The sequence below is a fragment of the Chloroflexota bacterium genome, from assembly GCA_009840625.1.
Lineage (GTDB): Bacteria > Chloroflexota > UBA11872 > UBA11872 > VXNJ01 > VXNJ01.
Map to the genome: position 1 here is coordinate 84,237 of VXNJ01000006.1, position 23,888 is coordinate 108,124.

General features: G+C 65.8%; 25 protein-coding genes and 4 tRNA genes. 19 read left to right on the plus strand and 10 right to left on the minus strand.

The genetic code is table 11. The features are described from left to right. Window positions 1-49 precede the first annotated feature (49 nt). Both F4X41_04800 and F4X41_04805 read left to right on the plus strand, forming a co-directional pair. Window positions 50-122, plus strand: a tRNA-Ile gene (locus F4X41_04800). A 61-nt stretch (window positions 123-183) separates the two neighbouring features. After that, the gene (locus tag F4X41_04805; GenBank protein MYB16340.1) at window positions 184-666 is read left to right on the plus strand and encodes a DUF1801 domain-containing protein; all 483 of its coding nucleotides are present in this window, start codon (window positions 184-186) and stop codon (window positions 664-666) included. Window positions 667-917: 251 nt separating this feature from the next. Here the strand turns inward: F4X41_04805 and F4X41_04810 are convergent, their stop codons facing one another. Further along, window positions 918-1,544: a DUF4389 domain-containing protein gene (locus F4X41_04810; GenBank protein MYB16341.1), complete on the minus strand. Its 627-nt coding sequence runs from the start codon at window positions 1,542-1,544 to the stop codon at window positions 918-920. 215 nt (window positions 1,545-1,759) lie between these two features. Between F4X41_04810 and F4X41_04815 the strand changes: the two genes are divergently transcribed. The 4 genes from F4X41_04815 (at window position 1,760) to F4X41_04830 (ending at window position 2,918) form a co-directional block, all read left to right on the plus strand. Further along, window positions 1,760-1,831, plus strand: a tRNA-Met gene (locus F4X41_04815). Window positions 1,832-1,885: 54 nt separating this feature from the next. After that, a tRNA-Leu gene (locus tag F4X41_04820) sits at window positions 1,886-1,972 on the plus strand. 33 nt (window positions 1,973-2,005) lie between these two features. After that, the gene (locus tag F4X41_04825; protein ID MYB16342.1) at window positions 2,006-2,326 is read left to right on the plus strand and encodes a hypothetical protein; all 321 of its coding nucleotides are present in this window, start codon (window positions 2,006-2,008) and stop codon (window positions 2,324-2,326) included. 67 nt (window positions 2,327-2,393) lie between these two features. Continuing rightward, window positions 2,394-2,918: a thioredoxin family protein gene (locus F4X41_04830; protein ID MYB16343.1), complete on the plus strand. Its 525-nt coding sequence runs from the start codon at window positions 2,394-2,396 to the stop codon at window positions 2,916-2,918. Window positions 2,919-2,960: 42 nt separating this feature from the next. On the opposite strand, the gene F4X41_04835 is transcribed toward F4X41_04830, so the two are convergent. The 3 genes from F4X41_04835 to F4X41_04845 are packed head-to-tail and all read right to left on the minus strand — an operon-like array spanning window position 2,961 to window position 4,657. Then, on the minus strand, window positions 2,961-4,061 hold the full coding sequence (locus F4X41_04835) for a DUF2961 domain-containing protein (protein MYB16344.1): 1,101 nt from the start codon (window positions 4,059-4,061) through the stop codon (window positions 2,961-2,963). Between the two features lie 60 nt (window positions 4,062-4,121). Beyond that, window positions 4,122-4,439: a YbjQ family protein gene (locus tag F4X41_04840; protein ID MYB16345.1), complete on the minus strand. Its 318-nt coding sequence runs from the start codon at window positions 4,437-4,439 to the stop codon at window positions 4,122-4,124. Continuing rightward, the gene (locus F4X41_04845) at window positions 4,436-4,657 is read right to left on the minus strand and encodes a hypothetical protein (GenBank protein MYB16346.1); all 222 of its coding nucleotides are present in this window, start codon (window positions 4,655-4,657) and stop codon (window positions 4,436-4,438) included. The genes F4X41_04840 and F4X41_04845 overlap by 4 nt, the downstream gene beginning before the upstream one ends. Before the next feature lie 129 nt (window positions 4,658-4,786). Between F4X41_04845 and F4X41_04850 the strand changes: the two genes are divergently transcribed. Next, window positions 4,787-4,859: transfer RNA gene (locus tag F4X41_04850), tRNA-Ala, on the plus strand. A 138-nt stretch (window positions 4,860-4,997) separates the two neighbouring features. Here the strand turns inward: F4X41_04850 and F4X41_04855 are convergent. Then, window positions 4,998-6,023 (minus strand): phytanoyl-CoA dioxygenase family protein, encoded by a 1,026-nt coding sequence (locus tag F4X41_04855; GenBank protein MYB16347.1) that lies wholly within the window; start codon window positions 6,021-6,023, stop codon window positions 4,998-5,000. A 217-nt stretch (window positions 6,024-6,240) separates the two neighbouring features. On the opposite strand from F4X41_04855, the gene F4X41_04860 reads away from it, so the two are divergent. Beyond that, entirely contained in the window at window positions 6,241-6,933 is a 693-nt protein-coding gene (locus tag F4X41_04860; protein ID MYB16348.1) for a thioredoxin family protein, read from the plus strand. Between the two features lie 23 nt (window positions 6,934-6,956). Here the strand turns inward: F4X41_04860 and F4X41_04865 are convergent, their stop codons facing one another. From F4X41_04865 to F4X41_04875, 3 genes are all read right to left on the minus strand, one after another. Then, window positions 6,957-8,129, minus strand: a complete 1,173-nt coding sequence (locus F4X41_04865) for a phosphoglycerate kinase (GenBank protein ID MYB16349.1) — start codon at window positions 8,127-8,129, stop codon at window positions 6,957-6,959. Between the two features lie 36 nt (window positions 8,130-8,165). Then, complete coding sequence (gap, locus tag F4X41_04870; GenBank protein MYB16350.1) at window positions 8,166-9,176, minus strand: type I glyceraldehyde-3-phosphate dehydrogenase; 1,011 nt, start codon at window positions 9,174-9,176, stop codon at window positions 8,166-8,168. A 147-nt stretch (window positions 9,177-9,323) separates the two neighbouring features. Next, on the minus strand, window positions 9,324-10,769 hold the full coding sequence (locus tag F4X41_04875) for a YvcK family protein (protein MYB16351.1): 1,446 nt from the start codon (window positions 10,767-10,769) through the stop codon (window positions 9,324-9,326). A gap of 152 nt (window positions 10,770-10,921) precedes the next feature. Between F4X41_04875 and F4X41_04880 the strand changes: the two genes are divergently transcribed. From F4X41_04880 to F4X41_04910, 7 genes are all read left to right on the plus strand, one after another. Next, the gene (locus F4X41_04880; protein ID MYB16352.1) at window positions 10,922-11,245 is read left to right on the plus strand and encodes a DUF503 domain-containing protein; all 324 of its coding nucleotides are present in this window, start codon (window positions 10,922-10,924) and stop codon (window positions 11,243-11,245) included. 102 nt (window positions 11,246-11,347) lie between these two features. Continuing rightward, window positions 11,348-11,482 (plus strand): 50S ribosomal protein L34, encoded by a 135-nt coding sequence (locus F4X41_04885; GenBank protein MYB16353.1) that lies wholly within the window; start codon window positions 11,348-11,350, stop codon window positions 11,480-11,482. Window positions 11,483-11,504: 22 nt separating this feature from the next. Then, window positions 11,505-11,849: a ribonuclease P protein component gene (gene rnpA, locus F4X41_04890; protein MYB16354.1), complete on the plus strand. Its 345-nt coding sequence runs from the start codon at window positions 11,505-11,507 to the stop codon at window positions 11,847-11,849. After that, window positions 11,795-12,079, plus strand: a complete 285-nt coding sequence (gene yidD / locus F4X41_04895; protein ID MYB16355.1) for a membrane protein insertion efficiency factor YidD — start codon at window positions 11,795-11,797, stop codon at window positions 12,077-12,079. The genes rnpA and yidD overlap by 55 nt, the downstream gene beginning before the upstream one ends. After that, window positions 12,079-13,056: a membrane protein insertase YidC gene (locus tag F4X41_04900; GenBank protein ID MYB16356.1), complete on the plus strand. Its 978-nt coding sequence runs from the start codon at window positions 12,079-12,081 to the stop codon at window positions 13,054-13,056. Before yidD ends, F4X41_04900 begins: the two co-directional genes overlap by 1 nt. Then, entirely contained in the window at window positions 12,971-13,876 is a 906-nt protein-coding gene (locus tag F4X41_04905) for a hypothetical protein (GenBank protein ID MYB16357.1), read from the plus strand. The genes F4X41_04900 and F4X41_04905 overlap by 86 nt, the downstream gene beginning before the upstream one ends. A 33-nt stretch (window positions 13,877-13,909) precedes the next feature. After that, window positions 13,910-14,797, plus strand: coding sequence for a ribokinase (locus tag F4X41_04910; protein ID MYB16358.1), 888 nt, complete (start codon window positions 13,910-13,912; stop codon window positions 14,795-14,797). Here F4X41_04910 and mutM read toward each other — a convergent pair. Next, window positions 14,770-15,576 carry a bifunctional DNA-formamidopyrimidine glycosylase/DNA-(apurinic or apyrimidinic site) lyase gene (mutM, locus tag F4X41_04915; GenBank protein MYB16359.1) on the minus strand — a complete coding sequence of 269 codons (807 nt, stop codon included), beginning with the start codon at window positions 15,574-15,576 and terminating at the stop codon, window positions 14,770-14,772. The two genes, F4X41_04910 and mutM, sit on opposite strands and share 28 nt — an antisense overlap. Before the next feature lie 168 nt (window positions 15,577-15,744). Here mutM and F4X41_04920 point away from each other — a divergent pair, with 168 nt between their 5' ends. The 4 genes from F4X41_04920 to polA all read left to right on the plus strand — a co-directional run bounded on the left by F4X41_04920 (window position 15,745) and on the right by polA (window position 22,143). Further along, entirely contained in the window at window positions 15,745-16,059 is a 315-nt protein-coding gene (locus F4X41_04920; GenBank protein ID MYB16360.1) for an XdhC family protein, read from the plus strand. Continuing rightward, on the plus strand, window positions 15,897-16,892 hold the full coding sequence (locus F4X41_04925) for a hypothetical protein (protein MYB16361.1): 996 nt from the start codon (window positions 15,897-15,899) through the stop codon (window positions 16,890-16,892). The genes F4X41_04920 and F4X41_04925 overlap by 163 nt, the downstream gene beginning before the upstream one ends. A gap of 126 nt (window positions 16,893-17,018) precedes the next feature. Next, window positions 17,019-19,391: an MMPL family transporter gene (locus F4X41_04930; protein ID MYB16362.1), complete on the plus strand. Its 2,373-nt coding sequence runs from the start codon at window positions 17,019-17,021 to the stop codon at window positions 19,389-19,391. Window positions 19,392-19,434: 43 nt separating this feature from the next. Continuing rightward, window positions 19,435-22,143 (plus strand): DNA polymerase I, encoded by a 2,709-nt coding sequence (polA, locus tag F4X41_04935; GenBank protein MYB16363.1) that lies wholly within the window; start codon window positions 19,435-19,437, stop codon window positions 22,141-22,143. Between the two features lie 29 nt (window positions 22,144-22,172). Here the strand turns inward: polA and F4X41_04940 are convergent, their stop codons facing one another. After that, a complete protein-coding gene (locus tag F4X41_04940; protein ID MYB16364.1) occupies window positions 22,173-23,177 on the minus strand; it encodes a Gfo/Idh/MocA family oxidoreductase in 1,005 nt (334 codons plus the stop codon). Between the last annotated feature and the right edge of the window lie 711 nt (window positions 23,178-23,888).

A 23,888-nucleotide genomic window follows, 5' to 3' on the forward strand; every position in this document is an offset into this window, starting at 1 on the left:
CGGAGCGCCGATCAGCCCGGTATACGGCATAGATAATTCTTGGCGGACCGGGCCCATAGCTCAGTGGTTAGAGCGGCCGGCTCATAACCGGTTGGTCGTTGGTTCGAATCCAACTGGGCCCACCGGAACCCGGGCTCCGGGTTCTTGCAGACCAGTCCAATTACGCAGTGCGCCAACAGGGCAATGAACGTGACTTCGGACAGTTCGCCGGGAAAATCGGCCGAGAAAAGCGATCCTTCCGAGAATGTTTCCGGTGGCGCGAAACCGGTCCTGCTGTCCGGTGGCAATCCGCAAATCGCCAAGGGCGACGGCGACGGACCGGTGCAGGCCTACATCGCCGCCATGCCGGGCTGGAAACGCGCCGTCGGGCGACGGCTCGATCAGTTGATTAATGAAACCGTGCCGGGAGTGCGCAAGGCGGTGAGGTGGAATACGCCCTTTTATGGCGTGGACGGCAACGGGTGGTTCCTCGGCTACCACTGCTTCACCCGGTACGTAAAGGTCACTTTTCTGCGCGGCGGATCGCTTCAGCCAATCCCGCCGGTCGCATCAAAGGACCCCAACGTGCGCTACTTCCACGTCCACGAAGACGAGGAAATCGACGAAGAGCTCGTAACCGACTGGATCCGCCAGGCGGCGGCGCAACCCGGCGAATTTTTGTTCTAGCTCCCGGAACGGCGCTTACCCGCTCGGACTCGCGTTCGCGAGCCGAATTCCTTCCCGGACTGGCCAACTCGCCGGCCTGACTGGCAACCAAACCCGGCCCCGGCGGTCCCGATGCGTGGCGGCGCGTCATACGCGATAGTCCCCAATGGCGGCCGGTGCCCTTTTTCGGCCCCGTGCGAATCCACTGGGTCAGACGACGGATCCTGCTCGGCGGCGCCGGGCCGAATCGAGCCGGTCGGGCTTGCAAATTGCTAGGGGCTGAACCTGAACGGCGGGTAGCGGTCGGTCGTAAGCAGGAACGCGTAGGCGGTCACCCTGGTCCCCCAGCGAAGCAGGCCCTCGATGAAGGTAAAGGCCAGGCGCGGGTAATTGCCGGTGATAAGGATCGCGAACCAGACGACAACCACCACCAGGAACGCGAACGAAGACAGCACCGCCAGGATGATCAGGTGCGGCAGCGCCAGGATCCACTTGACCAGTGGCAGGAATCGATTCAATTCGCTCTCGGCATCCGGATAGGGGATCTCGATGTGTACGGCTTGCTCTTCGTCGGTCGACGGATATTCGTCTCGCATCAGAAGGAGGTAGGCGCTCACCCGGGTGCTGAACCGCAACAACTCGAGGTTCCAATCGAACCACCAGCGCGGGTACTTCTGGCGGAACAGGATCATCAGAAGCGGTCCGGCAATAAGGGCCCCGCCGGCCATAACCGCACCCGCATATTGGTCAAATTGCGGTTCACCGGACGTGGTGTAGCCACCAACTACAGCCAGAACGACGGCTATGGGGATTGCCAGGATGATCCTGAACAGCGTCTTCAGCCGATCGGTGGTATCCGGGTAATCGACGGAAAGTTGGACCGGGTAATCGTCAGGCACTCACATCATCCTTCCGCTTAACTTTTGCGTCCGCGCAGGGCCACGGCCGCGGCAAGGGTACTGGGTACCCCTGCAGCTGATTCTCGCGGCAACATGCTGAGGCGATCGCATTGCGCGGCGGCCGTTTGGCGGCCGGGTCGGCGAGTGGGCAACCGGCGGGTTCTAACCCCTTGATACTTTTCGCCCAAAAAGCTCTAACATCTAGGGCGATATGCGGCGGGGTAGCTCAGAGGTAGAGCAGGAGACTCATAAGCTCTTGGCCGTCGGTTCGATTCCGACCCCCGCTACCGGTGACGCGGTCTGCGGCGCGCAACCGCCGGCAGCATCCGGTGAACCAACTTGCCGAAGTGGCGGAACTGGCAGACGCGCGGCGTTCAGGGCGCCGTGCTCGTACGAGCGTGTGGGTTCGAATCCCACCTTCGGCACCAATACCGGAAACAAACTCAGGGAGATAGCGGACGATGCGGATCCAGCTTCTCTGGTATCCGGACTGTCCTTCGCATCCGCAAGCGCGAGAAATGCTGGCGCGGACGCTCAAGGAACTGGGAATGGATGCGACCGTCGAAGAGATCTGCGTTCAAGATTGGGAACAGGCCCGCGAACACCGGTTTCCGGGATCCCCGACGTTTCGCATCGACGGGGTTGACATAGACGAGGACGGCGCCGCGGCGATGGGCGTGGCCCTCACCTGCCGGACTTATGACCGGCCCGGCTCGGGATTCGGTCCACTGCCCGCCAAAGGCCAGCTGGCGGAAGCGATCCGGCGGGCCGCTAACCTTTAAGACCGGAAATTAGTACCGCGCCGCGACCGCCGGCGCGGCCCGCCGCAGACTCACGGAAAGGCGAACAATGCCCCTAGCTCTCGGATCTTCAGCCCCCGATTTCTCCCTGCCCGCAACCACCGGCGAGACGGTTGCGTTGGCCGATCTGGGCGACGGACCGCGGCTGATCGTATTCACCTGCAACCACTGCCCATACGCCAAAGCCTGGGAAGGCCGCCTGATCGAAATCGGCAACGATTACCGCGGTCGCATCGGGATGGCCGCGATCTGCTCGAACGACGTTGCCAACTATCCGGCCGACAGCTTCGAGAAGATGCGTGAACTGGCCGCGGCCCACTCCTACTCGTTCCCTTACCTGCACGACGAATCACAGGCGGTGGCGAGCGCCTATCAGGCCCAGCACACCCCGGAAGTATTTCTATTCGACGCCGGAGGGTCGCTGGTGTACACCGGCGCGGTCGACGACAGCGTCGAAGCCGCCGAGGCCAGCGCCAGCTATCTCCGCGATGCCATCGACACGGTTCTGGCAGGCGGTTCGCCCCAGGTAGCATCCACCAAAGCGGTGGGCTGCACCATCAAATGGGCGGCCTGACCGCCTAACGATCGCCGCCGACCGACCGGCGGCGCCGCCCGGTCAAGTCGGCAGGCGGGCCTTGGAGATCTCCAGGCGATCGCGGCTGCCCAGTTCGGGGAACCGCTCGCCCGGAAGGGTCTGGTACCAGTAGGCCACCGATGAGATGTCGTCCTGCAGGGGCAGGTAGCGACGCTCGGGGCGGTTACGCCAGCCCAGCGCCTGGATGGTCACCCGCAGGCGCCGGCGAAACCGCACCGGGTCCATGACGTGGAAGCGGTACATTGCGAACCGGCGGTTCTGGTTGTACGTCGCGGTCGAATCCTCCACTACCCGCACGCCCAGGAACGGTGTCGAGTAATCGACGTAACGTCCTCCGACATCCCAGTTGTAGGCCCCGCCGAAATAGTCCTCCGTACCGGTCCCGCAGATGGTGGGGAATTCCCCGTCATCGTCGATGAAGAACTTGATCTCGCCCTCGCCCCACCAGCCGTCGTCGTTGGGCTGCCAGCCCATCGAACAGCCGACCAACTGGCCCTGGCCGCTGACCCCGTCCAATATCGTGTGGTCGGTTTTGTAGGGGAGCGGATTTGAGCGGCGGAACTGGGCGTGGAAGTAGGCTGCGTCCTCGTCGACCTGGGTCAGGACGTAATTGATCTGGTAGTAGCAGGGTACCTGCTCGGACGCCCGGTTTTCGATGGTTATCCGGGCGCGCCTGCGGAAGGGCATCTCCCAGAAGCAATTGACCCCGTTGTTGGGGTTGACCGAAACCGGCAGGGCATTCACTTGCGAGAACTTCTCCCACGGCTGGGCAAAGAAATCGCAAACCGGCACTTCGACCGAGGGGTGCTCCTGATCGTCCCAGTAGAAGCGCAGGATGCACTCGCGGCGCACGATACGTCCGGCGAACCACATGCTCTGGATCGCTCCCGGACCTGCGATGTCGGCCAGCTCGAAAACTTCGCCGGATTGGATCCAGACCGCCGGGGCGACCTTCCAGCCTTTTCCCAGGTCGGCTGCCGCCTCGGCCCCGTAACCCTCCGTGGCCATTCCGCCGCGGCCGGGCGATCCGTCGGGGTTCTCGGCGCTGATCGACCGCGTCTGCGCGTCGGAAAGCCGCGCCAGATTGCCCAGGTGCAGACCCAGTCCGTTGAAACCGCCCATAGCAGAATCCCTCTAAAAATCTTGTGCGTAGTAATGCGCCGGCGGGAGCATCCGCATGGATTATCGAGCCAGCTTCACCGCCGTACCGTAGGCGACTATCTCGGCCGCACCCTGGGCCAGGGTGGACGTGATGAAACGGGTCGCCAGGATCGCGTCGGCGTCCAGCGCCACGGCCTGTTCCACCATGCGGTCGATCGCCTGCTCGCGGGAATCGGCCAACAGCTTGGTGTACTCGTCAACTTCGCCGCCGACGATGTTGCGCAGCCCGGCCATGATGTCGCGCCCGATGTGCCGGGCCCGGACCGTGTTGCCACGCACCAGTCCGAGCGATTCGCTCACCTCGCGCCCGGGCAGGCTCTCGGTAGTCACTACTATCAATGCTTTACCTCTCCAAAGTCTTCGCGCCGGTTGCGCCTGACCTGCTGGATCAACACCGCCGCGAGCAACAGCAGTCCGCCCGCCCCCAGCGCCGGCAGTCCTATTCGCACCGCCAGCGGGACATCGGGGTCGCCAATCACTTCTGAAATCAGCAGGAACGCCCAGTAGCCGCCGAGGAGTGCCGCGCCGGCGATCAACAGTACCAGCCCGGCGTGCAACAGGATCTTTGCGGCTTGTTCGACTTGTCCTCGCCTCGGGGCTGGCGACGTTTGAATCATGCTCGTGACGGCAAGGCAATTCTCCCACCGCCGCCCTGCCGGGTGCCCGGGAAGCACCTAAAATGCCCCGGGCCCATAGCTCAGCTGGAAGAGCGCCTCAATGGCATTGAGGAGGTCGTCGGTTCAAGTCCGATTGGGTCCACCGATTCCCTGAATCGGCCGCCCTTGCTCGCCTGCCGGCGCAACCGCGCGAAAGTCCGCCACAAATTGCCGGCCGACTCGCACAAGCAGTCGTCCGCGGACCTTCAGAATCTGGGGTTCGCTCGGCCCGTCCTCGCGCTCAGGCGCAGGCCGGGTGTTTGCCCGACCAGCGGTTATAGGAGGGGTCGGCGTGTCCCGCCAAGCGGGCGCGGGCCTGACGCCAGAGACCGGCCCAGACGGCCGGGTCGTCCAGTTCCGATTCAGGATGCCGGCGGCTGCGGGCCACAAATCCAGGGAAAACCGGCCGGCCGGTGTGCTGCCCGGTCGGGTTGTAACGCAGATCCAGGCTCCAGCGAATACGGTCGCTGCGGTTGGGCAACGACCCGTGGCAGGTCAGGCGGTGCATGAATAGCGCCCCTCCGCGCCGCATCGGAACCGGAACCGCATCGCCGATGCGGAACAGTTCGTCCGGAATTCCGAGTGTTGAAGGCGAGGTCGCGGTCCCGCCGGGGCAGTGAACTTTCAATCCTTCGCGGTGACTGCGCGGGACCAGGTGCAGGCAGCCGGCGGCCTCATCGGCGTCCCAGACTGGTATCCAGACGGTGAGGATTTCCGATTCGTCGGCGTCGGCGGTTACCACCCCGCTGTCCTGGTGCCAGGGCGTGGCGCCCAGCTGCACGATTCCGGTATCGGGGTTCTTGGGAGTCAGGTGCTCCGGAGGCTTGATGCGCACGTGCTGGGTCGGGTTCGAATAAATCTCGGACCCGATGATCGACTCCACCGCGTCAAGCAGCGGCGGGGCGGTAAGAACGTCGAAAGCGGCCGGACCGTGCCACATCGGCGTTTCCATCGTCACCCCCTTCTGGGGCAACGAGAAGTCAAAGTACTGGGAGTGGACCTGCCCGCTGTCCTGATAAATACGGGTCAGCCGGGTCCCGAACTCCATCCCGGCGTAGGTGGACCGGATCTGGCCGTCGCTGAGCAACTGCCGCGCCAGATCGTCCAGGCGGCATTCGTACTCGGCAACCAGCGGATCGAGGTAGGTCTCCGGGTCGAGCAGGTCCTCGACGACCAAGAAGCCTTGCTGCCGGAACTGGGAAAGTTGTGGTTGATCGAGTCTGGCCATGAATCCGACTTTGCTCCACCTCTTAAATGCCCGCGCCATTCATGCTGGATTCATTCTCGCCAATGAAATCCCGAGGATCGAAATTCCTCTTTCAACGGCGATCCCGGGATCAGTGAAATCCGGCCGGGCCAACGGTCCGGACGCGCGTCTTTTTGCACCATTTAGTAGCATCGCCTACCCAATAGTGGAGCCAATTACTCCCCCGCGCCGCCATTTGGCGGGCACCCGATCGCCGGGCAAAACTGCTGGAGGCAGCATGCGACCCAATCGCAAATTCCTGATCCTTTTGTCCGGCCTCGCGGCAGCGCTCCTGATTGCCTGCAACGGCGACGATCCAGCACCGGCGGCGCCTGCTGCGCCGGCTGCCCCGCCGGCCGCGGCGGCCACCGTCGCGCCCGTCGAAACCGTAGCCGCCACCACCCAACCCGCGGCACCGGCGGTGCCCGAGCCCAAAGACAGCGCCCCCGCGCCGGTCGCCACGCCGGCCACCCTGGAGCCCGAACCCGAGCCCGAACCGGTTGCCCCTGAACCGGAACCCGCGCCCCCGGCGGTGGTGACCGGGCCCCTGGACGGAATCGCCGTTCCGGCGCCGTACGATCCGCGAAATCGGGATTCGATCCTGGCCCGGTACGTGGACGACAAGGCCCGATTCGAAGCGGTCCTGGCAACCGATTCGCCGGTGCTCTGGGTCACCGACGCAATCTGGTGTCCCAAGTGCGGTGCGGTCCGACCCCACGTGCGCGAACTCATGGACGAATACGCCGGCCAAGTCCACTTCCTGATCATGGATTACGACGATCCCGACCTCTCTTCGTACCGCAGAGATTTCAATGCCGGAAATCATCCGTCCCTGTCCGGGGTCCGCGGCGGCGTATCGGTCAAATCGCACCAAGGCGTGGCCAGCAAGGAGCAGATCGTCGCCCTGATCGAGGCCGCGATCGCCGCCTGACCCCATCTGGCGCCGCGGGGCGGTTAGCCCAGGATCGCCACTCCCGGCAGGACCTTGCCCTCGAGCAATTCCAGCGACGCTCCGCCGCCGGTTGAAACGTGGTCGAACCGGTCCGCCAGGCCCAGCGACATGACCGCCGCGACCGAGTCGCCGCCGCCCACGATCGAATAGGCCCCCGATTCGGCGATCGCTCGCGCAACCGCGTTGGTACCAGCGGCAAAGGCCGGCACCTCGCACATTCCCATCGGACCGTTCCAGATGAGGCTGCCGGCGTCGGCAATGCGTTCGGTGAATCTGGCGATCGTCCGTGGCCCGATATCCAGCATCATCTGGTCTTTCGGGATTGCACCGACGTCGACGCTCGACGCTTCGCCGGAATTGCCCGGATCGGAGGCAACGACGGCATCCTCGGTGACCAGGATGTCCACCCCTTTGGCAGCTGCGGCGGCGGCGACCGCCGAGGTCTGCTCGAGCATCTGACGCTCCAGCAGCGATCTCCCGACGCCAATCCCCCGCGCGGCCAGGAAATTGCCGGCCATGGCACCGCCGATCAGCAGCGAATCGACCCGGTCGAGGAGGTTTTCGAGCACGCCCAGCTTGGTCGAAATCTTGGCCCCGCCGATGATCGCCACCAGTGGCCGGCGGGGGGATTGCAGGGCCCCTGACAGCGCCGCGACCTCGCTCTGGACCAGGAACCCCGGATAGGCGGGCAGGTATTCGGCAATGCCGACCACCGACGCGTGGTGGCGGTGACAGGCGCCGAACGCATCGTTTACGAAAACGTCGCCCGGGGCCGCCAGCGCCCGCGCGAATTCCGGGTCGTTCGCCGTTTCGCCGGCGTGAAATCGAACGTTTTCGGCCAGGACCAGTCCGCCCGGGCGGACTCGGTCGATCGCGGCCCGCATGGCGGGTCCAATGCAGTCGGCGGCGAATTCGACCTGGCAGCCGCACGCCGCGGCCAACGGCCCGACCAGCAGCCGGAGCGACATCTTCGGATCCGGCCGTCCGGACGGGCGTTTGAAATGCGAGTACACCACGACCTTGGCCGCCCGCTTGATGAGGAAGTCGAGCGTCGGGGCGACCGCGCGCAGTCGCGTGTCATCGAGGATGGAGCCGTCTTCGGCGGTGGGTACGTTCAGGTCCGCCCGAACCAGTACCACGCTGCCGGCGAGCGGCGCCGCGTGCAAATCCCGCATCTTGATTGGATCCGCTTCAAAACGCCCGGGCGGGCGTCAGTTTTGGGCGGTGTCGCACCCGATCAGGTTCACCACGTCGGCAAGGCGGGACGCATAGCCCCACTCGTTGTCGTACCAGGCGGCGATCTTGGCCAGGTTTCCGCCGACCACCATCGTGCTGGCCGAATCCACGATCGAGGAGTGCTCGTTGCCCTTCAGGTCGGCTGAGACCAGCGGCTCGTCGGAGACGTCCAGGATCCCGGACAGGTGGTTCTGGGAGGCGGCGCGGAGGGTGCGATTTATTTCATCGGCGTCGGTCTCGCGGTCAAGTTCGACCACGAACTCGACGATTGAAACGGTTGCCGTCGGAACCCGGTAGGCTGCCCCGTCCAGGCGTCCGTTCAGGTCGGGAATAACCTGTCCGATCGCCCGCGCCGCACCGGTCGCGGCGGGCACGATGTTGCCGCCGGCCGCGCGCGCGTCGCGAAGGTCGCTGGTAGCCGTATCGACCAGCGACTGCGACGAGGTGTAGGCGTGCACCGTAGTCATCTGCCCCTTGCGAATTCCGAAGTTGTCGTGGACGACCTTGACCGCGGGAGCGAGTCCATTCGTGGTGCAGGAGGCGTTCGAGACGATGCGGTGGCTTGCGGGGTCGAAGTTTTCATCGTTCACACCGAGCACGATCATCACGTCGGCGTCCGAAGAAGGCGCCGAGATCACGACCCGTCGGGCGCCCGCGGCCAGGTGGCGTTCGGCGAATTCGCGCTTGGTGCCCACGCCGGTGGCCTCGATCACGACATCTATCCCCAGGTCCCGCCAGGGCAGGTTGGTCCAATCTCGCTCGGCGTAAATGTCGATTCTTTCGCCGTCGACGATCAGGGATCTGCCGTCGGCCGAAACGGTCCCGTCATAGGGACCGTAGTTGGTGTCGTACTTGAGCAGGTGGGCATTGTGCGCGGGATCGGTCAGGTCGTTGATCGCCACGATCTCGATCCCCGGATAGCGTTTGCGAAGGGAGCGGAAACACAGGCGGCCGATTCGGCCGAAGCCGTTGATGGCTACGCGCATGCGGGCGAGTCCTAGCAAAAGGGGGTGGAGCGGATCCGAGCGCCGGCGGCGTTAAGGCGGCGGTGTTGGATGGGCGCTGCGGTGAGTTATCAGATTTCAGGTGCGGGAAATTTTATATGCAGTGGCGGCCGCGCCGGCCATTTCGAATCAGCGCGTGCGGGCGCTGCGGGTGCTGCCCTCCAGGTTGCCGTGCAGTTCGATCACGGGCGAGCGGGTCTGGCCCTCGGCGGCGAAGTAGATCTGGAATATAGTGCTGGCCAACAGCTCGGAGTCGTGATGAACCGGAAGCTCATGGCTGATGACCGAGTCGGTAAAGGTCTCGTATCCGCGGGCAACCAGCTGCGCCTGGTGGCTGGCCGAAGCCAGAACGAACGACCGGTTGCGGGCGGCCGCCGGCAGCTGCGGTGCGGTGTCGCTGTTGACCAGGATGAAGTCGAAAAGATTGGGACCGACGTGGTCCTCGATGGCCTGCACGTGGTCGAGCAGGTCAAAGCTCTCGGTCTCGCCGGGCTCGGTAGTCACGTTGACGACGAACAGCTTCATCGCCGGCGACTGGCGCACGGCGGCGGCGATCTCGGGGACCAGCAAATTGGGCAGGATCGACGTGTAGACGCTGCCGGGGCCGATCACAATCAGATCCGCCGCCAAGATCGCGCTGACCGCATCGTCGTTGACCACCACCCGGCTGGGATGCAGGTACACCCGCTGGATTCGCCGGCGACTGGAGCCGATGCGCGACTCGCCGATGACGGTGGTGCCGTCGACCATTTCGGCGGCAAGATGCACGTCCGAGGCCGTCGAGGGAGTAACGCTGCCGTGAATCCGCAGAACCTCGGACAAGCCTTCCACGCCCCGCTCCACGCCGCCGGCGATGTCGCGCATGGCGGCGATGAGGAGATTTCCCAGGCTGTGCCCCTGGAGCCCGTCGCCGCGCCGGAAGCGGTAGTCGAGCAGTTTCGTCATCAGGGCTTCCGAATCGGCCAGCGAGGCCAGGCAGTTGCGCAGATCGCCGGGCGGCATGAGCTGGAACTCCTTGCGGAGCCGGCCCGAACTGCCGCCGTCGTCGGCAACGGTTACCACCGCGGTGATGTTGGCGGTGCGCTCCTTCAGACCGCGCAACAGCACTCCCTGGCCGGTTCCGCCGCCGATGCTCACCACCTGCGGGCCGCGGCGCAGCAGCCGGCCCCGGTAAACCATCTCCGCAACGTCCTCACCGGGCGCGATCACCACTGAAATCACCGAGCGAAAAAGCAGAAACACGCTGCCCGCCATGATGCAGAAACCGATCGTGCCGACGATGATCTCGCGTCCGGGGTGGGCGATCCACTGCAGCGTGACCGCACCCACGGCGGCCGACGTGCTCTCCGGGAAATCGACGGTGCGATACACGGTCGCCAGCACCATCGCGATGGCAAGACCGACCAGCACCGTGCCGGCCATGATGCCGACCACGTAGCGCTTCACGCCCATGCCTATTCGCAACCAGCGCATGGACCGCATTTGCCGATATCCCCTTCGCCAACCGGGCGGGTTGAGCGGCTCTATCCGCGGCGCCCCGCGCCGGCGGCCCACCGTTCTGGACACGGTGGACATAATCAACTTCAATTTAGCAGGGTCCACCTACCCACCGGCCGCCACCTAGCGCGGGGGTGCGCGTGCCCCTGCCCTGCGGCGGCCCGGCGGACATCCGAAAGCGGCCCGCGAGCAGACATCGCAGGTTTAATCCCTAGAGCAATGCGCCAGGCATTGGAATCCGGCTTAGCTTTCGGGGGACCCAGTTGTGGGTTGGAACGCTTTCGCTTGAATTGCACCTTCCGCCGTGTCGCTCGCGCAAGGAAAAGCGCAGCCTGGTTCGTTCGATGGTCGAACGGGTCCGGACGCGATACAACGCCGCCTGTTCGGAAGTCGGATACCAGGAAGACCTGCGTCTCACCCGGATCGGGGTCGCGGTCGTGTCCAACCAGCGTTCGCACGCCGAGCAATCGCTGGAAGCAATTGAAGCGGCGATTTGGTCGCGTCAGCCCGAGGTGGAAATCCTCGCGCGGGAGGTTTCAATATACTCCCTCTAGAAAACCAGACGGCCTTGTACTGCCACTCCGCAGCCGGAATTCGCCCGGCGTATGCACCCCTGACTGCACGGCCGACCGCGCGACCCGAGTTGGGCACCCTCAATGAAACGCACCTACCAACCCAAAGTGCGGCGCCGCAAGCGACGCCACGGGTTCCGACGCCGCATGCACACCCGCGCCGGCCGCGCCATTATTCGGCGCCGGCGGCGCAAAGGCAGGCAGCGTCTGGCGGCCTAATCGGCGGCAGCATACCAACCTGATGAATACCAACCAATCGGCGCCGCTTCGGCGCCTGCGCAAAGGCGCCCAAATTGCCCGCACGCGGCGGGAGGGTGCCCGCTTCAGTTCGCGTTCCCTGCGCGCATTCGCCTGTCCCTCGCCGGAACCCGGGCTCCGCCTGGCGGTGACCGCCAGCCGCCGCGTCGGCAAGGCGGTGCAGCGCAATCGCGCGCGCCGGCGGTTGCGGGCCGCGTTCGCCCTTTCGCAGCAGGAGTTGGGCGCCAACATGGACGTGGTGGTAAACGCGCGCGCCGAAACGCTTACGGCGCCGTGGGAGCGCCTGCTCGGCGACGCGCGCCGCGTGCTGGGACTGCAACGCCAGTGAAAAAGGTCCTGCTGGCCGCAATCAGGGTCTATCAACTCGGGATCTCCCCGCTGCTGGGCTCGAACTGCCGCTTCCTGCCCTCTTGCTCGCAGTACGCCGCCGAGGCGATCGCAACCCATGGCGCCTGGCGCGGTACGGGTCTGGGGATCCGCAGGATCCTGCGCTGTCATCCGTTCGCCCGGGGCGGCTATGACCCGGTGCCGCAGCGCGGCCGCCGAAGGGAAGTCTGATGCCCGGCTGGCAGGAATTCGTGATCGACCCGCTGTCGGCGGCGCTCACCGGGCTGGCCGACTCGGTAGGCGGATTCGGAATCGCGATCGTGCTGATGACCCTCGCAATCCGTGTCCTGATCTTTCCGCTTTCAGTCCGCGGCATCCGGGCCCAGCGCAGGATTCAGCTCCTGCAGCCCAAGGTAAACGAGGTCAAGCGGCGCGCGCGCGGCGACCGCCAGAAGGAATCCCAGCTGACGATGGCGCTCTACCGCGAGCACGGGGTCTCCCCGATGTCGGGGTGTTTGCCGCTGCTCCTGCAGATGCCGGTGCTGCTGGCCATGTACGGGGCGCTGCTGACGGTGGGGACCTGCATCGGCGCCGACGGCATCCGCATCGACCAGGGAGTGATGGGACTCGGCGCCGACTCCTATTCCAACTGCGCGGCCGCCGGCGGCTCCGTGCCGTTGGACGAGGACTTCCTGTGGTTCAACCTGGCCCAGATCGACCGCACCATCGAATTCCTGTTCCTACCCGACTGGTGGCCCGCGCCTCTCACCTACATCTCGGTCCTGGCGATCCTGGGTGGATTGACTTTCTGGCTGCAGACATACATGGCTCAGCCGGTCCAGGAACCGACCGGACCGCAGGCGACTTTTCAGCGCGTGATGCAGATTTACCCGCTGTTCTTCGTGTTCATCGGATGGTTTTTCTTCTCCGGAATCCTGCTTTACTGGGTCCTGGCCGGATTCATCCAGATAGGCCAGCAGTTCTTCATTTCCGGACTCGGCAAATTCGAACCGTTGCTCTCCGCCAACCAGCTGGCGCTGGCCCAGCGGATGGGAGCAGGGTATTTCGCCCGGCCCGGGTCCCAACCCCCGCCCGAGAGCGGTCCGCCGCCACCGGTGGAGGATGAGCCAACCGAACCGCGCCCAATGGGCAGTTCCTCAAACAAAACCCGCAAGAGACGCAGACGAAGGAGACGTCGTCGTGGATGAAATCGAGGTAAAGGCGTCAACCGTCGAGGCCGCCATCAAACAAGCCCTCGACGCACTCGATGCCACCTTGGACGAAGTTGATACGCAGATCCTCGACTCGGGATCGCCCGGACGCATGCTCGGATTCGGAGCCCGCGACGCGGTCGTGCTGGTCACGCGCCGCCGCGAACCCCACGAATTCGACCAGGAAGCCGACGAGGATCCGGAAGACGAGCCCCGCCAGCGGCGCCGTCGCCGGCGTCGCCCGCGTCGCGGTCCCCGCCGTCGCCGGGAACCGGCCACCGACGAAGACTCCGCCCACGAGGGCGCCGCGACCGCGGTAGAAGTTCAGCCGCGCGAGCGCCCGCAGCCGGAGCCCATGAGCGACGAGGCGGTCGAGGAAGCGCGCCTGTTCGTGGCCGAGTTGCTCGAACGAATGGGGTATGCGGCCGAGGTCGAAAGCCTTGCCGGAGACCCTCCGGTCCTGAACATTTCGGCCAGCGACGGCCAGGACATGGCCGCGCTGATCGGTTCGCGCGGCGACACGCTGCGGCAGTTCGGATTCCTGGTCTCATCGATGCTGGGCAGGCGAATGGACCAGAGCGTCCGGATCGTCATCGACGTGGACAACTACCGGCGCCGGCGCGAGGAATCGATCCGGGACCTTGCCATGGAAGCCGCCGACGCGGTGCGCGAAACCGGCCGCACGGTCACGCTCAGGGTGATGCCCGGCCACGAACGCCGGATAGTTCACCTCGCCCTTGCCGAAGACGAAGAAGTGCACACCTACTCGATCGGCCAGAATCGCAGCCGCAGAGTCGTAATCGCGCTCCGCGACTAGCGTCCGCGCCTTTTCCGGCCCAGAGGAGCATCAATGTCGCGGTCAACCTACACGATCGTCGGCCACGTAGTCCTGGACCGCGTGCCGGAAGGTACCCGGGTCGGAGGGACCGTCTCCTTCGGCGGCGTCACGGCGGTGAAGCTGGGCGCCAAGGTTCGGGTAGTCACGGCCGTCTCGGAGGACCAACGCGAGCGGATCGCCAGCCGCTACGGCGATGCCGACTTCAACTGGGTCCCCACGCCGGTCACGACGATCTACGAAAACATCTACCTGCCCGGCGGACGCGTTCAGTACTGCCACGAATTGGCCTCGCCAATTGCGGTGCGCGACGTCCCTCCCGACTGGCTAGCGTCGGACGTATTTCATCTGGCGCCGCTCACCGGCGAGGTGCCGCCCGAAATGGCCGGCGCGATTCCGGACGACACCCTGGTGGGGGTCACCCCGCAGGGCTGGTTGCGGGCGCGCGCGGCCGACGGTCTAATCTCGCCCAAGCTGTGGGACCGCTGCGAGGAAATCCTAGAACGCGCCGACATCCTGGTGCTGTCCGAGCACGATCCCAATTCGCCCGAGGAGCTGCGGCGCTACCTGCGGCCTATCCGACACGGCATAGTCACCCGCGGGGTCGACGGGGCGGAAATCTTTGAGTACGGGCGTCACCGCCACCACATCACCGCCTACCCGGCCGACGAGGTTGACCCCACCGGCGCGGGCGATTGCTTCGCGGCCGCAGTGTTTCTCGAATTCATGCGTACGGGGGACATCGTCGAGGCCTGTCGTTTCGCCTCGGCGGCGGCGGCCTTCCAGGTGGAAAAACCCGGTCTCGATGGCATCGTCGGAGACGAACTTGCCCGACAGCGGATGCTGGGCCCGACCCGCCCGGTCGGCGATACCTATCAGCCCCCTTGGCAACGGGGGCAATAGTGGGTGGCGCGACCGCCGACTAAAAGGCGCTTGATGGCGGTCCGGCAGCGCGGACACGGCTCGCCGGTGCGACGAAACACGCGCAGCATGGCCTGGAAGGCGCCCTCGTCGCCATGGGCGTTGGCATAGATGCCAAACGTCGTTCCGCCCAGCGCCAGCGACGCGCGCAGGACGTGGCGCAGTGCCCGGTGCAGACGGCGCAGGGCGGGGCTGTCTAGACTGCCGGCCGGTCGCAACGGGCTGATCCGCGCTCGAAACAGCGCCTCGTCGGCGTAGATGTTGCCCACGCCGGCCAGTATGCGCTGGTCAAGCAAGGCCGACTTCAACGCCACCCGCCGGCCCACGAGGCGCTCGCCCAGCAGCCGTGAACTGAAACTCCGTCCGAGCGGCTCGGGCCCCAGACCGGCGTCGAATTCGCGGTACCGGGCGGGAGAGAGGACCGCCGCGCGGCCGAATCGGCGCGCGTCGCAAAAGCGCAATTGGCGGTCGTCGTCCAGGCCGATCAACACCCGCGCGAAGCGGTCGGCGGGATCTGAAGTCCTGCGCAGCAGCAATCGGCCGCTCATCATCAGATGCAGTTGCAGAACGCGCCGGTCGGAAAGATGGCAGTTGATGTATTTGCCGCGGCGCTCGACTCGTAGCAGGCGCTTGCCGGGCAGTGCGGACCCGGCCAGGTGGGCCAACTTGGGGTCCAGGACGCAGACTTCGGAGATCGACCGTCCCAGGACCTCCGCCCGCAATGCTCGCGCGACGGTTTCGACCTCGGGCAACTCGGGCATGTGATCCCTGGCAATCTGGAACGCCAGGCGGCGTTGTCGGCGGCGGCAAACCAAGTTTGCTTTGACGAAAGCCGGCGCCGGCCGACCCCGGGTGACGGCCGCGGATCGAGCGCCGCCCAATATCATTGGTCTGGATTTTCTCGACCGATCCGCCACCCTTTCCAGACCATGCTTTACGAATTGATTCGCGAACGCACCCGCCTGGGTGAGAGCGTCGCGATGGCGACGATCGTGGGCAGCCGCGGCTCGACCCCGCAGAAAGTCGGTGCCCGCATGCTCGTCTTCGAGTCGGGCGAGGGGGCCGGCACGGTAGGCGGCGGATGCGTCGAAGCGGGCATCTGGCAGGAGGCGGCGGCGGCGCTGGCAGACTCACAGCCGCGCCTGCTGCGCGTGGACCTGGTAGACGACCTGCGCGGCGAGGGCGACGTCTGCGGCGGCTCGGTAGACGTCTTTATCGACGTGTGGAATCCGGGAGCGAACTGACCCAAGATCTCCTCGGGCGTCTGATAACCGCTCGACAGGAACGTCGCCGCGGGGTGCTTGCCAGCATCGTCCGCTCGCGCTTGGATGTCTACCCGGCGGGACGCAAGTGGCTGGTCCTGGAAGGCGAATCGATTCCCGCCCCGGATGACGACCCGCTCGATCGGGCCGTGCACCGCGACCTGACCGAGGCCCTGGAAGCCGCCGAGCCGGTCTGCCATCCCTACACCCGCGAGGGAGAACGGCCGCGGCGGCGGCGCGAGGCGGTGGTCGAGGTCTTCTTCGAACCGCTGCGTCCCCCCGACCGCCTGGTGATCGTGGGCGCCGGTCACGTCGCGGTCCCCATCTGCCAGATCGGCCAGGCGTCCGGTTTTGAAATCACGGTGATCGACGATCGGTCCGATTACGCCAACCGCGAAAGGTTCCCGCAGGCCGAGCAGATCCTGGTCGGCGACATGGCCGAATGCCTGGCGGGGCTGTCGGTGGATGCCTCGACCTACATCGTCCTTGTCACCCGCGCACATGCCTTCGACGAGCGCGCCCTGCAGCAGCTGGTCGGCTGCGCAGCGCCGTACATCGGAATGATCGGTTCGCGGCGCCGGGTTCTGATCGTCTACCGGAACCTGGTGGAGAGCGGGATCCCGGTCGAGCGTCTCGGCAACATCTACGCCCCGATCGGACTAGACATCGGCTCGCGTACGCCGGAGGAGATCGGCCTGGCGGTCGTCGCCGAGATCGTGAACGTAAAACGCGGCGGACCGGCCCCATCGCTGCGGCTCGAGCACTGGCAGCGGTTCGTCAGGGGTTCGGCCGGGATCGATTCCGGAACCGGCTGAGGCGGACGGTCCCCGCCCGCAGCCGGTCCGCCGCAGCGTGAAACCGAATTTGGCGCGGTTGCGTATACATCTTTGGCCGGAGCCGGAGGGCGCAGTCATCCCGGCCGATTCCAAGGGAAGACCAGGATGACCGACATGTTCGCTCCGCTGGGGCAACTGATTTCCAGTCCCCGGCGGGCGATTGCGGTGGTGGCGTTCTGGGTCGCCGCCGCCGCGCTCGTTTACGCCCTCTCGCCGAGCCTGGGTGATGTGGTCGACGACGACACGTCGCAGTTTCTGCCTTCGGATTCACCGGCGCGCAGCGCGCTGCTGCTGGCCGAAGAAAAATTCCCGGCGGCCGGGATTCCCGGTATCGTCCTCCTGCACCGCCCGTCCGGCGTGACCGCCTCCGACCGCCAACTGGTGCAGGAATTCCAGGAAGACCTGCGGCAGGCGGACGTGCCCGACCTGATTCGGCAGATCCTGCCCCCCAGCGACGTGGTCGACTCCGATGGAGTGGTGCGCTCGATCTCCACGGTCCTGATTTTTGAACTGGTGGCCGGGATCGAGCCCATCGCCGAGGTTGCCGACTGGCTGCGCGACTACTTGGCGACCCAGCAAACCGACGACGAGCTGGTGCTCTCGTTCACCGGCGGGGCGGCGATATTCGCCGACATAGCCGAGACGTTTTCGCAGTTCGACTTCCGGGTAACCCTGTTCACGGTTCTCCTGGTGCTGGCGATCCTGCTGGCCGTATACCGGTCGCCGGTGATGCCGGTCCTGGCATTGATCGGCGTCGGCTGGAGCCTGTTCATGGCCCAGTTCCTGGCCGCCCTGGTCGCCGACAACTTCGGGCTGCTGCTTAACAGCCAGATCACCGCCCTGATGTCGGTGCTGGTGTTCGGCGCCGGAACCGACTACACCGTATTCGTTGTCGCACGCTATCGCGAGGAATTGCGGCGGCGCGAAACGCGCTGGGAAGCGATGCGGTTCGCGGTCACCCGCCTTGGTCCGGCAATCGCCTCCAGCGGCGGGACCACGGTCGTCGTGCTGGGAGTGTTGCTGCTGGCATCGTTCGGCACTTTCCGCGGCATGGGCCCGATCCTTGGCCTGGCGATCGCCCTGACAGTCCTGGCCGGTCTGACCCTGATTCCGGCGCTGGTGGTCCTGGCCGGCAATTCGATCTTCTGGCCGCTGTCGGCCGACCGGGCCACCCGGCGCTCGCGCCTCTGGCAGCGCGTGGCCCATCTGGTGACCGCGCGCCCGGCGTTCTCGCTGCTGGCGGTATTGGTGGTGCTGGTCGTATTCGCACTCGGCAACACCCGGCTCCAGCAGGACTTTGACAACATCGCCGGCCTGCCGGACGGGACCGATTCCAAGACCGGGCTGGAGATCCTGGCCCGTTCCGGCCAGGAAGGAACCAGCTACCCCACCGTCGTTTACTTCGAACTGCAAAGCGGGTCGATTTACGACCATCTGCCGGCGTTGGCCCAGATCTCAAGCGAACTGGAAGCCCGGCCGGAGATCGCGACGGTTGTCGGTCCCACCCGCCCGTTCGCCAGCGCGCCACAGCTTTCGGCGGCCGAATTGAACGCGCTATTTGAATCGCTGCCGCCAGGGTTCGCCGACCTCTTCAGCGTCGCCGTGGCCGAGTCGATGGTTCCGCCGGCCGGGGAGCTGGGCGAGGTGTTCTCCGGGTTCGGGATCGACCCTGCCACCGGCGCCACGCTCGGCGCGCTGGCGGCCGGGCAACGTTTCGTGTCTCCCGACCTGACCACGGCGCGGCTGGAACTGACCCTTGCGATGAATCCGAACTCGATCGCCGCGATCGACCTGGTTCCGGAGCTGCGCGCGGCGGTGGCCGAGATCACGGCGGATACATCGCTAAGCGGCGTGCAGCCGCTGGTCGGCGGCCAGACCGCCGTCAACTACGACTCGCGGGCCGCCGTCAACCGCGACACCCTGCTGGTGGTTCCGCTGGGGTACCTGCTCATATTCGTCATCCTGCTGCTGGTCCTGCGCAGTCTGGTCGCGGCCGTCTACCTGACGGTCAGCGTGTTCGTTTCCCTGCTTTCGGCCATCGGGCTGGCAATCCTGGTGTTTGAATTCGGGCTCGGCCACAACGGCCTCGGCTACCAGAACCTGCTCTGGGCGTTCATCTTCCTGACCGCGCTGGGCGCCGACTACAACATCCTGTTGATCGCCCGCGTACGCGAGGAGTGCGCCGACAAGGATTCGGCCAGCGCCTGTCGGACCGCCGTGGCCAGCACCGGCGGGGTTATCACCTCGGCCGGGATCATCCTGGCCGGCACCTTCGCGATCCTGGCCACGTTCCCGCTGGTAGCCATCGTGCAGATCGGCTTCATCGTATCGGTGGGCATACTAATTGACACGTTCCTGGTCCGGACGGTCCTGGTGCCGGGAATAATCACCCTGCTCGGCGATTGGAACTGGTGGCCAAAGATTCCGGTCCGCAAATCCGCCATCCGGCCGACGGCTGGGTCCGCTCCTGGTCCATGACCCCGGCGCGGCGCGGATGAAGCGTCCCGGCCGGAGGCGATAGATGGCAGCCCGCCGACTCCCCAAGCTCCTGCTGGTGGACGCGATGTCGCTGCTGTTCCGCGCCTACCACTCGATTCCGACCCGGTTCGCCGCGGTCGGCCCGCAGGGGGAACGCGAGCCGACCAACGCCGTCTACGGATTCCTGGCCCAGCTGCTGCGGGTAGTGGACGACTACGATCCGACTCACGTCGCGATCGCATTTGACTCACCCGGGCCGACGTTTCGGGAATCGATCGATACGCAGTACAAGGCCAACCGCGAGGAGCCGCCCGACGATCTGCGTCCGCAGTTCGGTCGCGCCCGCGAACTGGTCGGGGCGCTGGGGATGCCCGACTACGCGCTTTCCGGATTCGAGGCCGATGACATCCTGGGAACGATCGCCCAGGAAGCGGCCCGGAACGATTTCCACGTTCGCATCTTCTCCGGCGACCGCGATCTGTTCCAACTGATCACCTCGCGGATCAACGTCTTCTACCCGCAGCCACGGAATCGGCCGAACCAGCTTTACGACCGCGCGGCATTCATGCGGCGCTGGGGCGTCGAGCCGCGCTACCTGGTCGACATCAAGGCCCTGCAGGGCGATTCTTCCGACAACATCAGCGGAGTGCCCGGGATCGGCGAGAAGACGGCCATTTCGCTGATCAGGGAGTACCGGGATCTGGACGGAGTGCTCGCGGCGATCGACGAGCTTCCGACGCGGGCCCGAAACGCCCTCAGCAACCCGGACAACCAGGAGCTGGCCCACCTGGGCAAGCGCCTGGCCACGATTAGGACCGACGCGCCGGTTGAATTCGATCCCCAATCGGCGCGAATCTGGGTCAACGCCGACCCGGCCCGGGTTCGCGCCCTGCTGGACGAACTCGGGTTCCAGACCATCCGCCAGCGCCTGCCGTTCGATCTGGATCTGCACACCGACGGGCAGATGTCGCTATTCGGGTCGGGGCGGTCAGAGCCCGACTGGCGGACCGTGGACGAACCCGGTCTGGCGCGCTCCATGGTCGCCGACCTTTCTTCCGGGGAGACCCCGTCGCTCTTCGGATTGATTCGCGGCGGGCCGGCCGAGCTGGAGCTCTGCGGACTGGCGGTCAGCCGCCAGGGGGAATCCTGGTGGATCCCCGATCCGCTCGGACTCCTGGAGGAGCTGGGCCCATGGCTCTCAGATCCGGAGTTGCCCAAGAGTGCCTACGCCAGCAAGGAACTCGGGCGCGCGCTGGCCGCGGCCGGAGTCGAGCTGGGCGGGGTGGAATTTGACGCCGAAATTGCCGCCCACCTGGCCTCGGGCGGCGAAAACTTCGCCGGCTTGCGGCAGCTGGTCGCACGCAACCTAGATCAGATCAGCTCCCAGTCGGTGCCCGACAACGACGGAGTCGTCGATTCGGCCGATTCTTCCCCCGGCGAACCGGTACGCGCCGCCCAGGCCGTCGACCGGATCAGCGAGCGAATATGGCCGCAATTGCGGGCGCTGGAACTGGAGGACGCCTACCGGCGCATCGAACTGCCGCTGGTACCGGTACTGGCGCGCATGGAGGATCGCGGCGTGGCCATGGACCCCAAGGTGCTGGATGGCCTAGCAAAGCGGATTGGTAAAGAAAGCGACGAACTGGTGGCCGCGGTGCACGAGGCGGCCGGCGAGGAATTCAACCTGAACTCCACCCGGGCGCTCGCTCAGGTGTTATACGAAAAGCTTGGATTGCCGGTCCTGGAGAAAACGGGGAGTGGCGCCCCTTCCACGGCCCGGCGGGCGCTCGAACGCCTGAGCGAGTTGCCGCAGCCCCATCCCATCGTCGAATTGATCAAGCAGTACCGCGAACTCTCGACACTGCTGCGCAGTTACCTGCGCCCGCTGCCGAAACTGGTCAGTGCCGACGGCCGGATCCATCCCCGCTATTCGCAGATCGGCTCGGTCACCGGGCGCGTGGCGACCCGCAATCCCAATCTGCAGGCCACCCCGGTGCGCTCGCGGCGCGGACGCGAAATCCGCCACGCCTTCGGGGCCGCCCCGGGGCGCGTCCTGATCTCGGCCGACTACTCGCAGATCGACCTTCGGGTGCTGGCCCACATCTCGGGCGATAAGAATCTGATTGCCGCCTTCCGCGACGACCTCGACATACACACCGCCACCGCCGCACAGCTATTCGGGACCGGACTCGAGGAGGTGACCGAGCGGATGCGTGAACAGGCCAAAACGGTCAATTTCGGGATCGTCTACGGGATCACCGCCCATGGCCTTTCGTGGCGCAGCGACCTCGATCTTGAAGGCTCGGCGGCCTTGATCAATTCCTACTTCGCCCGCTATCCGGGGGTGAAAGCCTACATGGATAACACCAAGGAGCAGGCCCACCGCGACGGATTCACCCGCACGTTGGGCGGTCGCCTGCGGCGTCACCACGATCTGGCCATCCGCGGCAATCGCCGGCAGGCGGCCGAGCGCGAGGCCATCAACATGCCGATCCAGGGAACTTCGGCCGAGATCATGAAGCTGGCCATGATCGACCTGGATCGGCACATACGCGGGCAAAAGATTCCGGCCGAGATCACCCTGCAGATCCATGACGAGCTGCTCATCGAGGTCGATCCCCGGGCGCTCGATGAATTCATGCCGGCGCTGGTCGAGATCATGAACTCGGCAATGGAGTTGGACGTGCCGCTCAAGACCGACGTCGCGGTCGGCCCGAACTGGGCTGAAACCGAACCGATACCCACTGGTTAAACGCCAACCGCGACCGGCGACGCCGGGGTTCAGCTCTCCACGTTCTCCTCGCAACCGGTCTCTGCCGACCGCCAGGCCGCTTCGGTCAAGGCCAGGACCTGCATTGCCGCCTCGGCCCCGGCCCTAATCTGGTCGCGACCGCAAAGCGCGTCGACGAAATTGCGGTCGGGAAGGCTGCCATCCGCCAGCTCGACCGGGAGTTTTTCGTTGGCCACCGACTCAAAATCAATTTCCATGCCCTGCGATAGAGGTACCTGGGCGGTCGATCGCATCAGCAGGCGGGCTTTCGAGCCGTAGAAACATATTTCCTCCCACATTGCCGTGGGCGCGTTGCCGATGACGGCGATGTTTCCCAGCGCGCCGCCTTCGAACCGCACCGTCAGCGCGGAGTTGACATTCACCTGCAAATCCAGATTCGAGAGTGCGGCGCTTACGGTCGCCGGCCGCAGCCGCGTCGCGCGAAGGATGAAGTCCAGCAGGTGGCTGCCGGAATCCATCAGCTGACCGCCGGAGGACAGCTCCGGTTCGGCGCGCCAGGTGCCGCGGATGTTTTCGACCCAACCCTGGCTCTGCCAGGCGGTGACCATCTGCAAGTCGCCCAGCCGCCCGGCGGCGATCTGATCGACCGCGAACATGTATTCGGGCAGGAAATTGCGCTGATAGGGGATCATCAGCATCCGGCCGGCCAGGTCGCGGGCCGATATCACGCGACGCGCCGCCGCAAGATCGTGCACGAACGGCTTCTCGCACATCACATGCGCGCCGGCCGCGAAAGCGTCCAGGATGTGACGCTCGTGCAATGCGTGCGGAGTGGAAATCACCACCGCCTCCGGGGACAGCTCGGAGAGCAATTCGCGGTAGTCGGCAAATCCCTGCACCCGGGCAAGATTGGGAGCCACTTCCCGCGCCAGTTCGATCGCGGCCGCCTGGGGGTCGGCGAAGCCGACTATCTCGACCTCATCGAATCCGGCCATACGCTCGATGTGCGATTTCCGCGCCCATCCCCCGCAACCAATAAAGCCGATTCGCGGCATGGCGGCAAACCCTTCAAGTGGAGATGCGCGACGGTCCGTGGCCGCGCGCGTTCGACCGCCCCTAGGCTAATCCCCGCGCCCGGGTTCGGGTGCCCCTAAAGCGCGCCAACCTTCACTGAGATCGTCCGGGCCCGCAATCTGAGATCCGACAGCAGTTCGCCGCTGACTTCGATCAGCGCCCCGACGCCGAGTTCGGCGCCGGTCACGGCGGCGTCGGGATCAGAATCTCCGCCCAGGAAAATCACGCGGCCGTCGATCGTCAGGGTGTCTCCGTCGTACGCCTGGACGTAACCGTAGTATTCGAAGTCGGCCAGGACCACGACCGGCGGCGGGGTCGGTTCGACGGTGGGGGCCGGGGGCGGAGTCTGACCACCGTCTGGCGGCGGATCGGTCGGTGTGGACGGGGTCGAAGGGGTTTGCGTCGGCGTGGCGGTCGGCTGGTCCGGCGGCGTGGAGGTTTCGGCGGCGATCTCGACCGACTGCGCGATGACGGTCGACTCGTCCTGGCGGACGCCGGTGACCGTCGCCGTCGCGCCGACCGCCGGCTCGCCCGAAATCGTCGGGGCCGCGTGTCCCTCGGCCTCCAAGAGCACGGTGGTTTGTCCGATCCGGAGCGCGCCGCGCCCGATGTCGGTAATCTCCCCGGAAATCTCCACTACCTCGGGTGCGGGTTCCGGAGTGGGCTCGGGAGTCGGCGCCGGTGTCGGGGCC

Excerpts from the sequence above, each read along its gene's own strand:
- F4X41_04805 (MYB16340.1), top strand. The coding sequence starts at position 184 with ATGAACGTGACTTCGGACAGTTCGCCGGGAAAATCGGCCGAGAAAAGC.
- F4X41_04825 (MYB16342.1), top strand. The coding sequence starts at position 2,006 with ATGCGGATCCAGCTTCTCTGGTATCCGGACTGTCCTTCGCATCCGCAA.
- F4X41_04830 (MYB16343.1), top strand. The coding sequence starts at position 2,394 with ATGCCCCTAGCTCTCGGATCTTCAGCCCCCGATTTCTCCCTGCCCGCA.
- F4X41_04835 (MYB16344.1), bottom strand. The coding sequence starts at position 4,061 with ATGGGCGGTTTCAACGGACTGGGTCTGCACCTGGGCAATCTGGCGCGG.
- F4X41_04855 (MYB16347.1), bottom strand. The coding sequence starts at position 6,023 with ATGGCGCGGGCATTTAAGAGGTGGAGCAAAGTCGGATTCATGGCCAGA.
- F4X41_04860 (MYB16348.1), top strand. The coding sequence starts at position 6,241 with ATGCGACCCAATCGCAAATTCCTGATCCTTTTGTCCGGCCTCGCGGCA.
- F4X41_04865 (MYB16349.1), bottom strand. The coding sequence starts at position 8,129 with ATGCGGGATTTGCACGCGGCGCCGCTCGCCGGCAGCGTGGTACTGGTT.
- gap (MYB16350.1), bottom strand. The coding sequence starts at position 9,176 with ATGCGCGTAGCCATCAACGGCTTCGGCCGAATCGGCCGCCTGTGTTTC.
- F4X41_04875 (MYB16351.1), bottom strand. The coding sequence starts at position 10,769 with ATGTCCACCGTGTCCAGAACGGTGGGCCGCCGGCGCGGGGCGCCGCGG.
- F4X41_04885 (MYB16353.1), top strand. The coding sequence starts at position 11,348 with ATGAAACGCACCTACCAACCCAAAGTGCGGCGCCGCAAGCGACGCCAC.
- rnpA (MYB16354.1), top strand. The coding sequence starts at position 11,505 with ATGAATACCAACCAATCGGCGCCGCTTCGGCGCCTGCGCAAAGGCGCC.
- F4X41_04900 (MYB16356.1), top strand. The coding sequence starts at position 12,079 with ATGCCCGGCTGGCAGGAATTCGTGATCGACCCGCTGTCGGCGGCGCTC.
- F4X41_04905 (MYB16357.1), top strand. The coding sequence starts at position 12,971 with ATGAGCCAACCGAACCGCGCCCAATGGGCAGTTCCTCAAACAAAACCC.
- F4X41_04910 (MYB16358.1), top strand. The coding sequence starts at position 13,910 with ATGTCGCGGTCAACCTACACGATCGTCGGCCACGTAGTCCTGGACCGC.
- mutM (MYB16359.1), bottom strand. The coding sequence starts at position 15,576 with ATGCCCGAGTTGCCCGAGGTCGAAACCGTCGCGCGAGCATTGCGGGCG.
- F4X41_04920 (MYB16360.1), top strand. The coding sequence starts at position 15,745 with ATGCTTTACGAATTGATTCGCGAACGCACCCGCCTGGGTGAGAGCGTC.
- F4X41_04925 (MYB16361.1), top strand. The coding sequence starts at position 15,897 with ATGCGTCGAAGCGGGCATCTGGCAGGAGGCGGCGGCGGCGCTGGCAGA.
- F4X41_04930 (MYB16362.1), top strand. The coding sequence starts at position 17,019 with ATGACCGACATGTTCGCTCCGCTGGGGCAACTGATTTCCAGTCCCCGG.
- polA (MYB16363.1), top strand. The coding sequence starts at position 19,435 with ATGGCAGCCCGCCGACTCCCCAAGCTCCTGCTGGTGGACGCGATGTCG.
- F4X41_04940 (MYB16364.1), bottom strand. The coding sequence starts at position 23,177 with ATGCCGCGAATCGGCTTTATTGGTTGCGGGGGATGGGCGCGGAAATCG.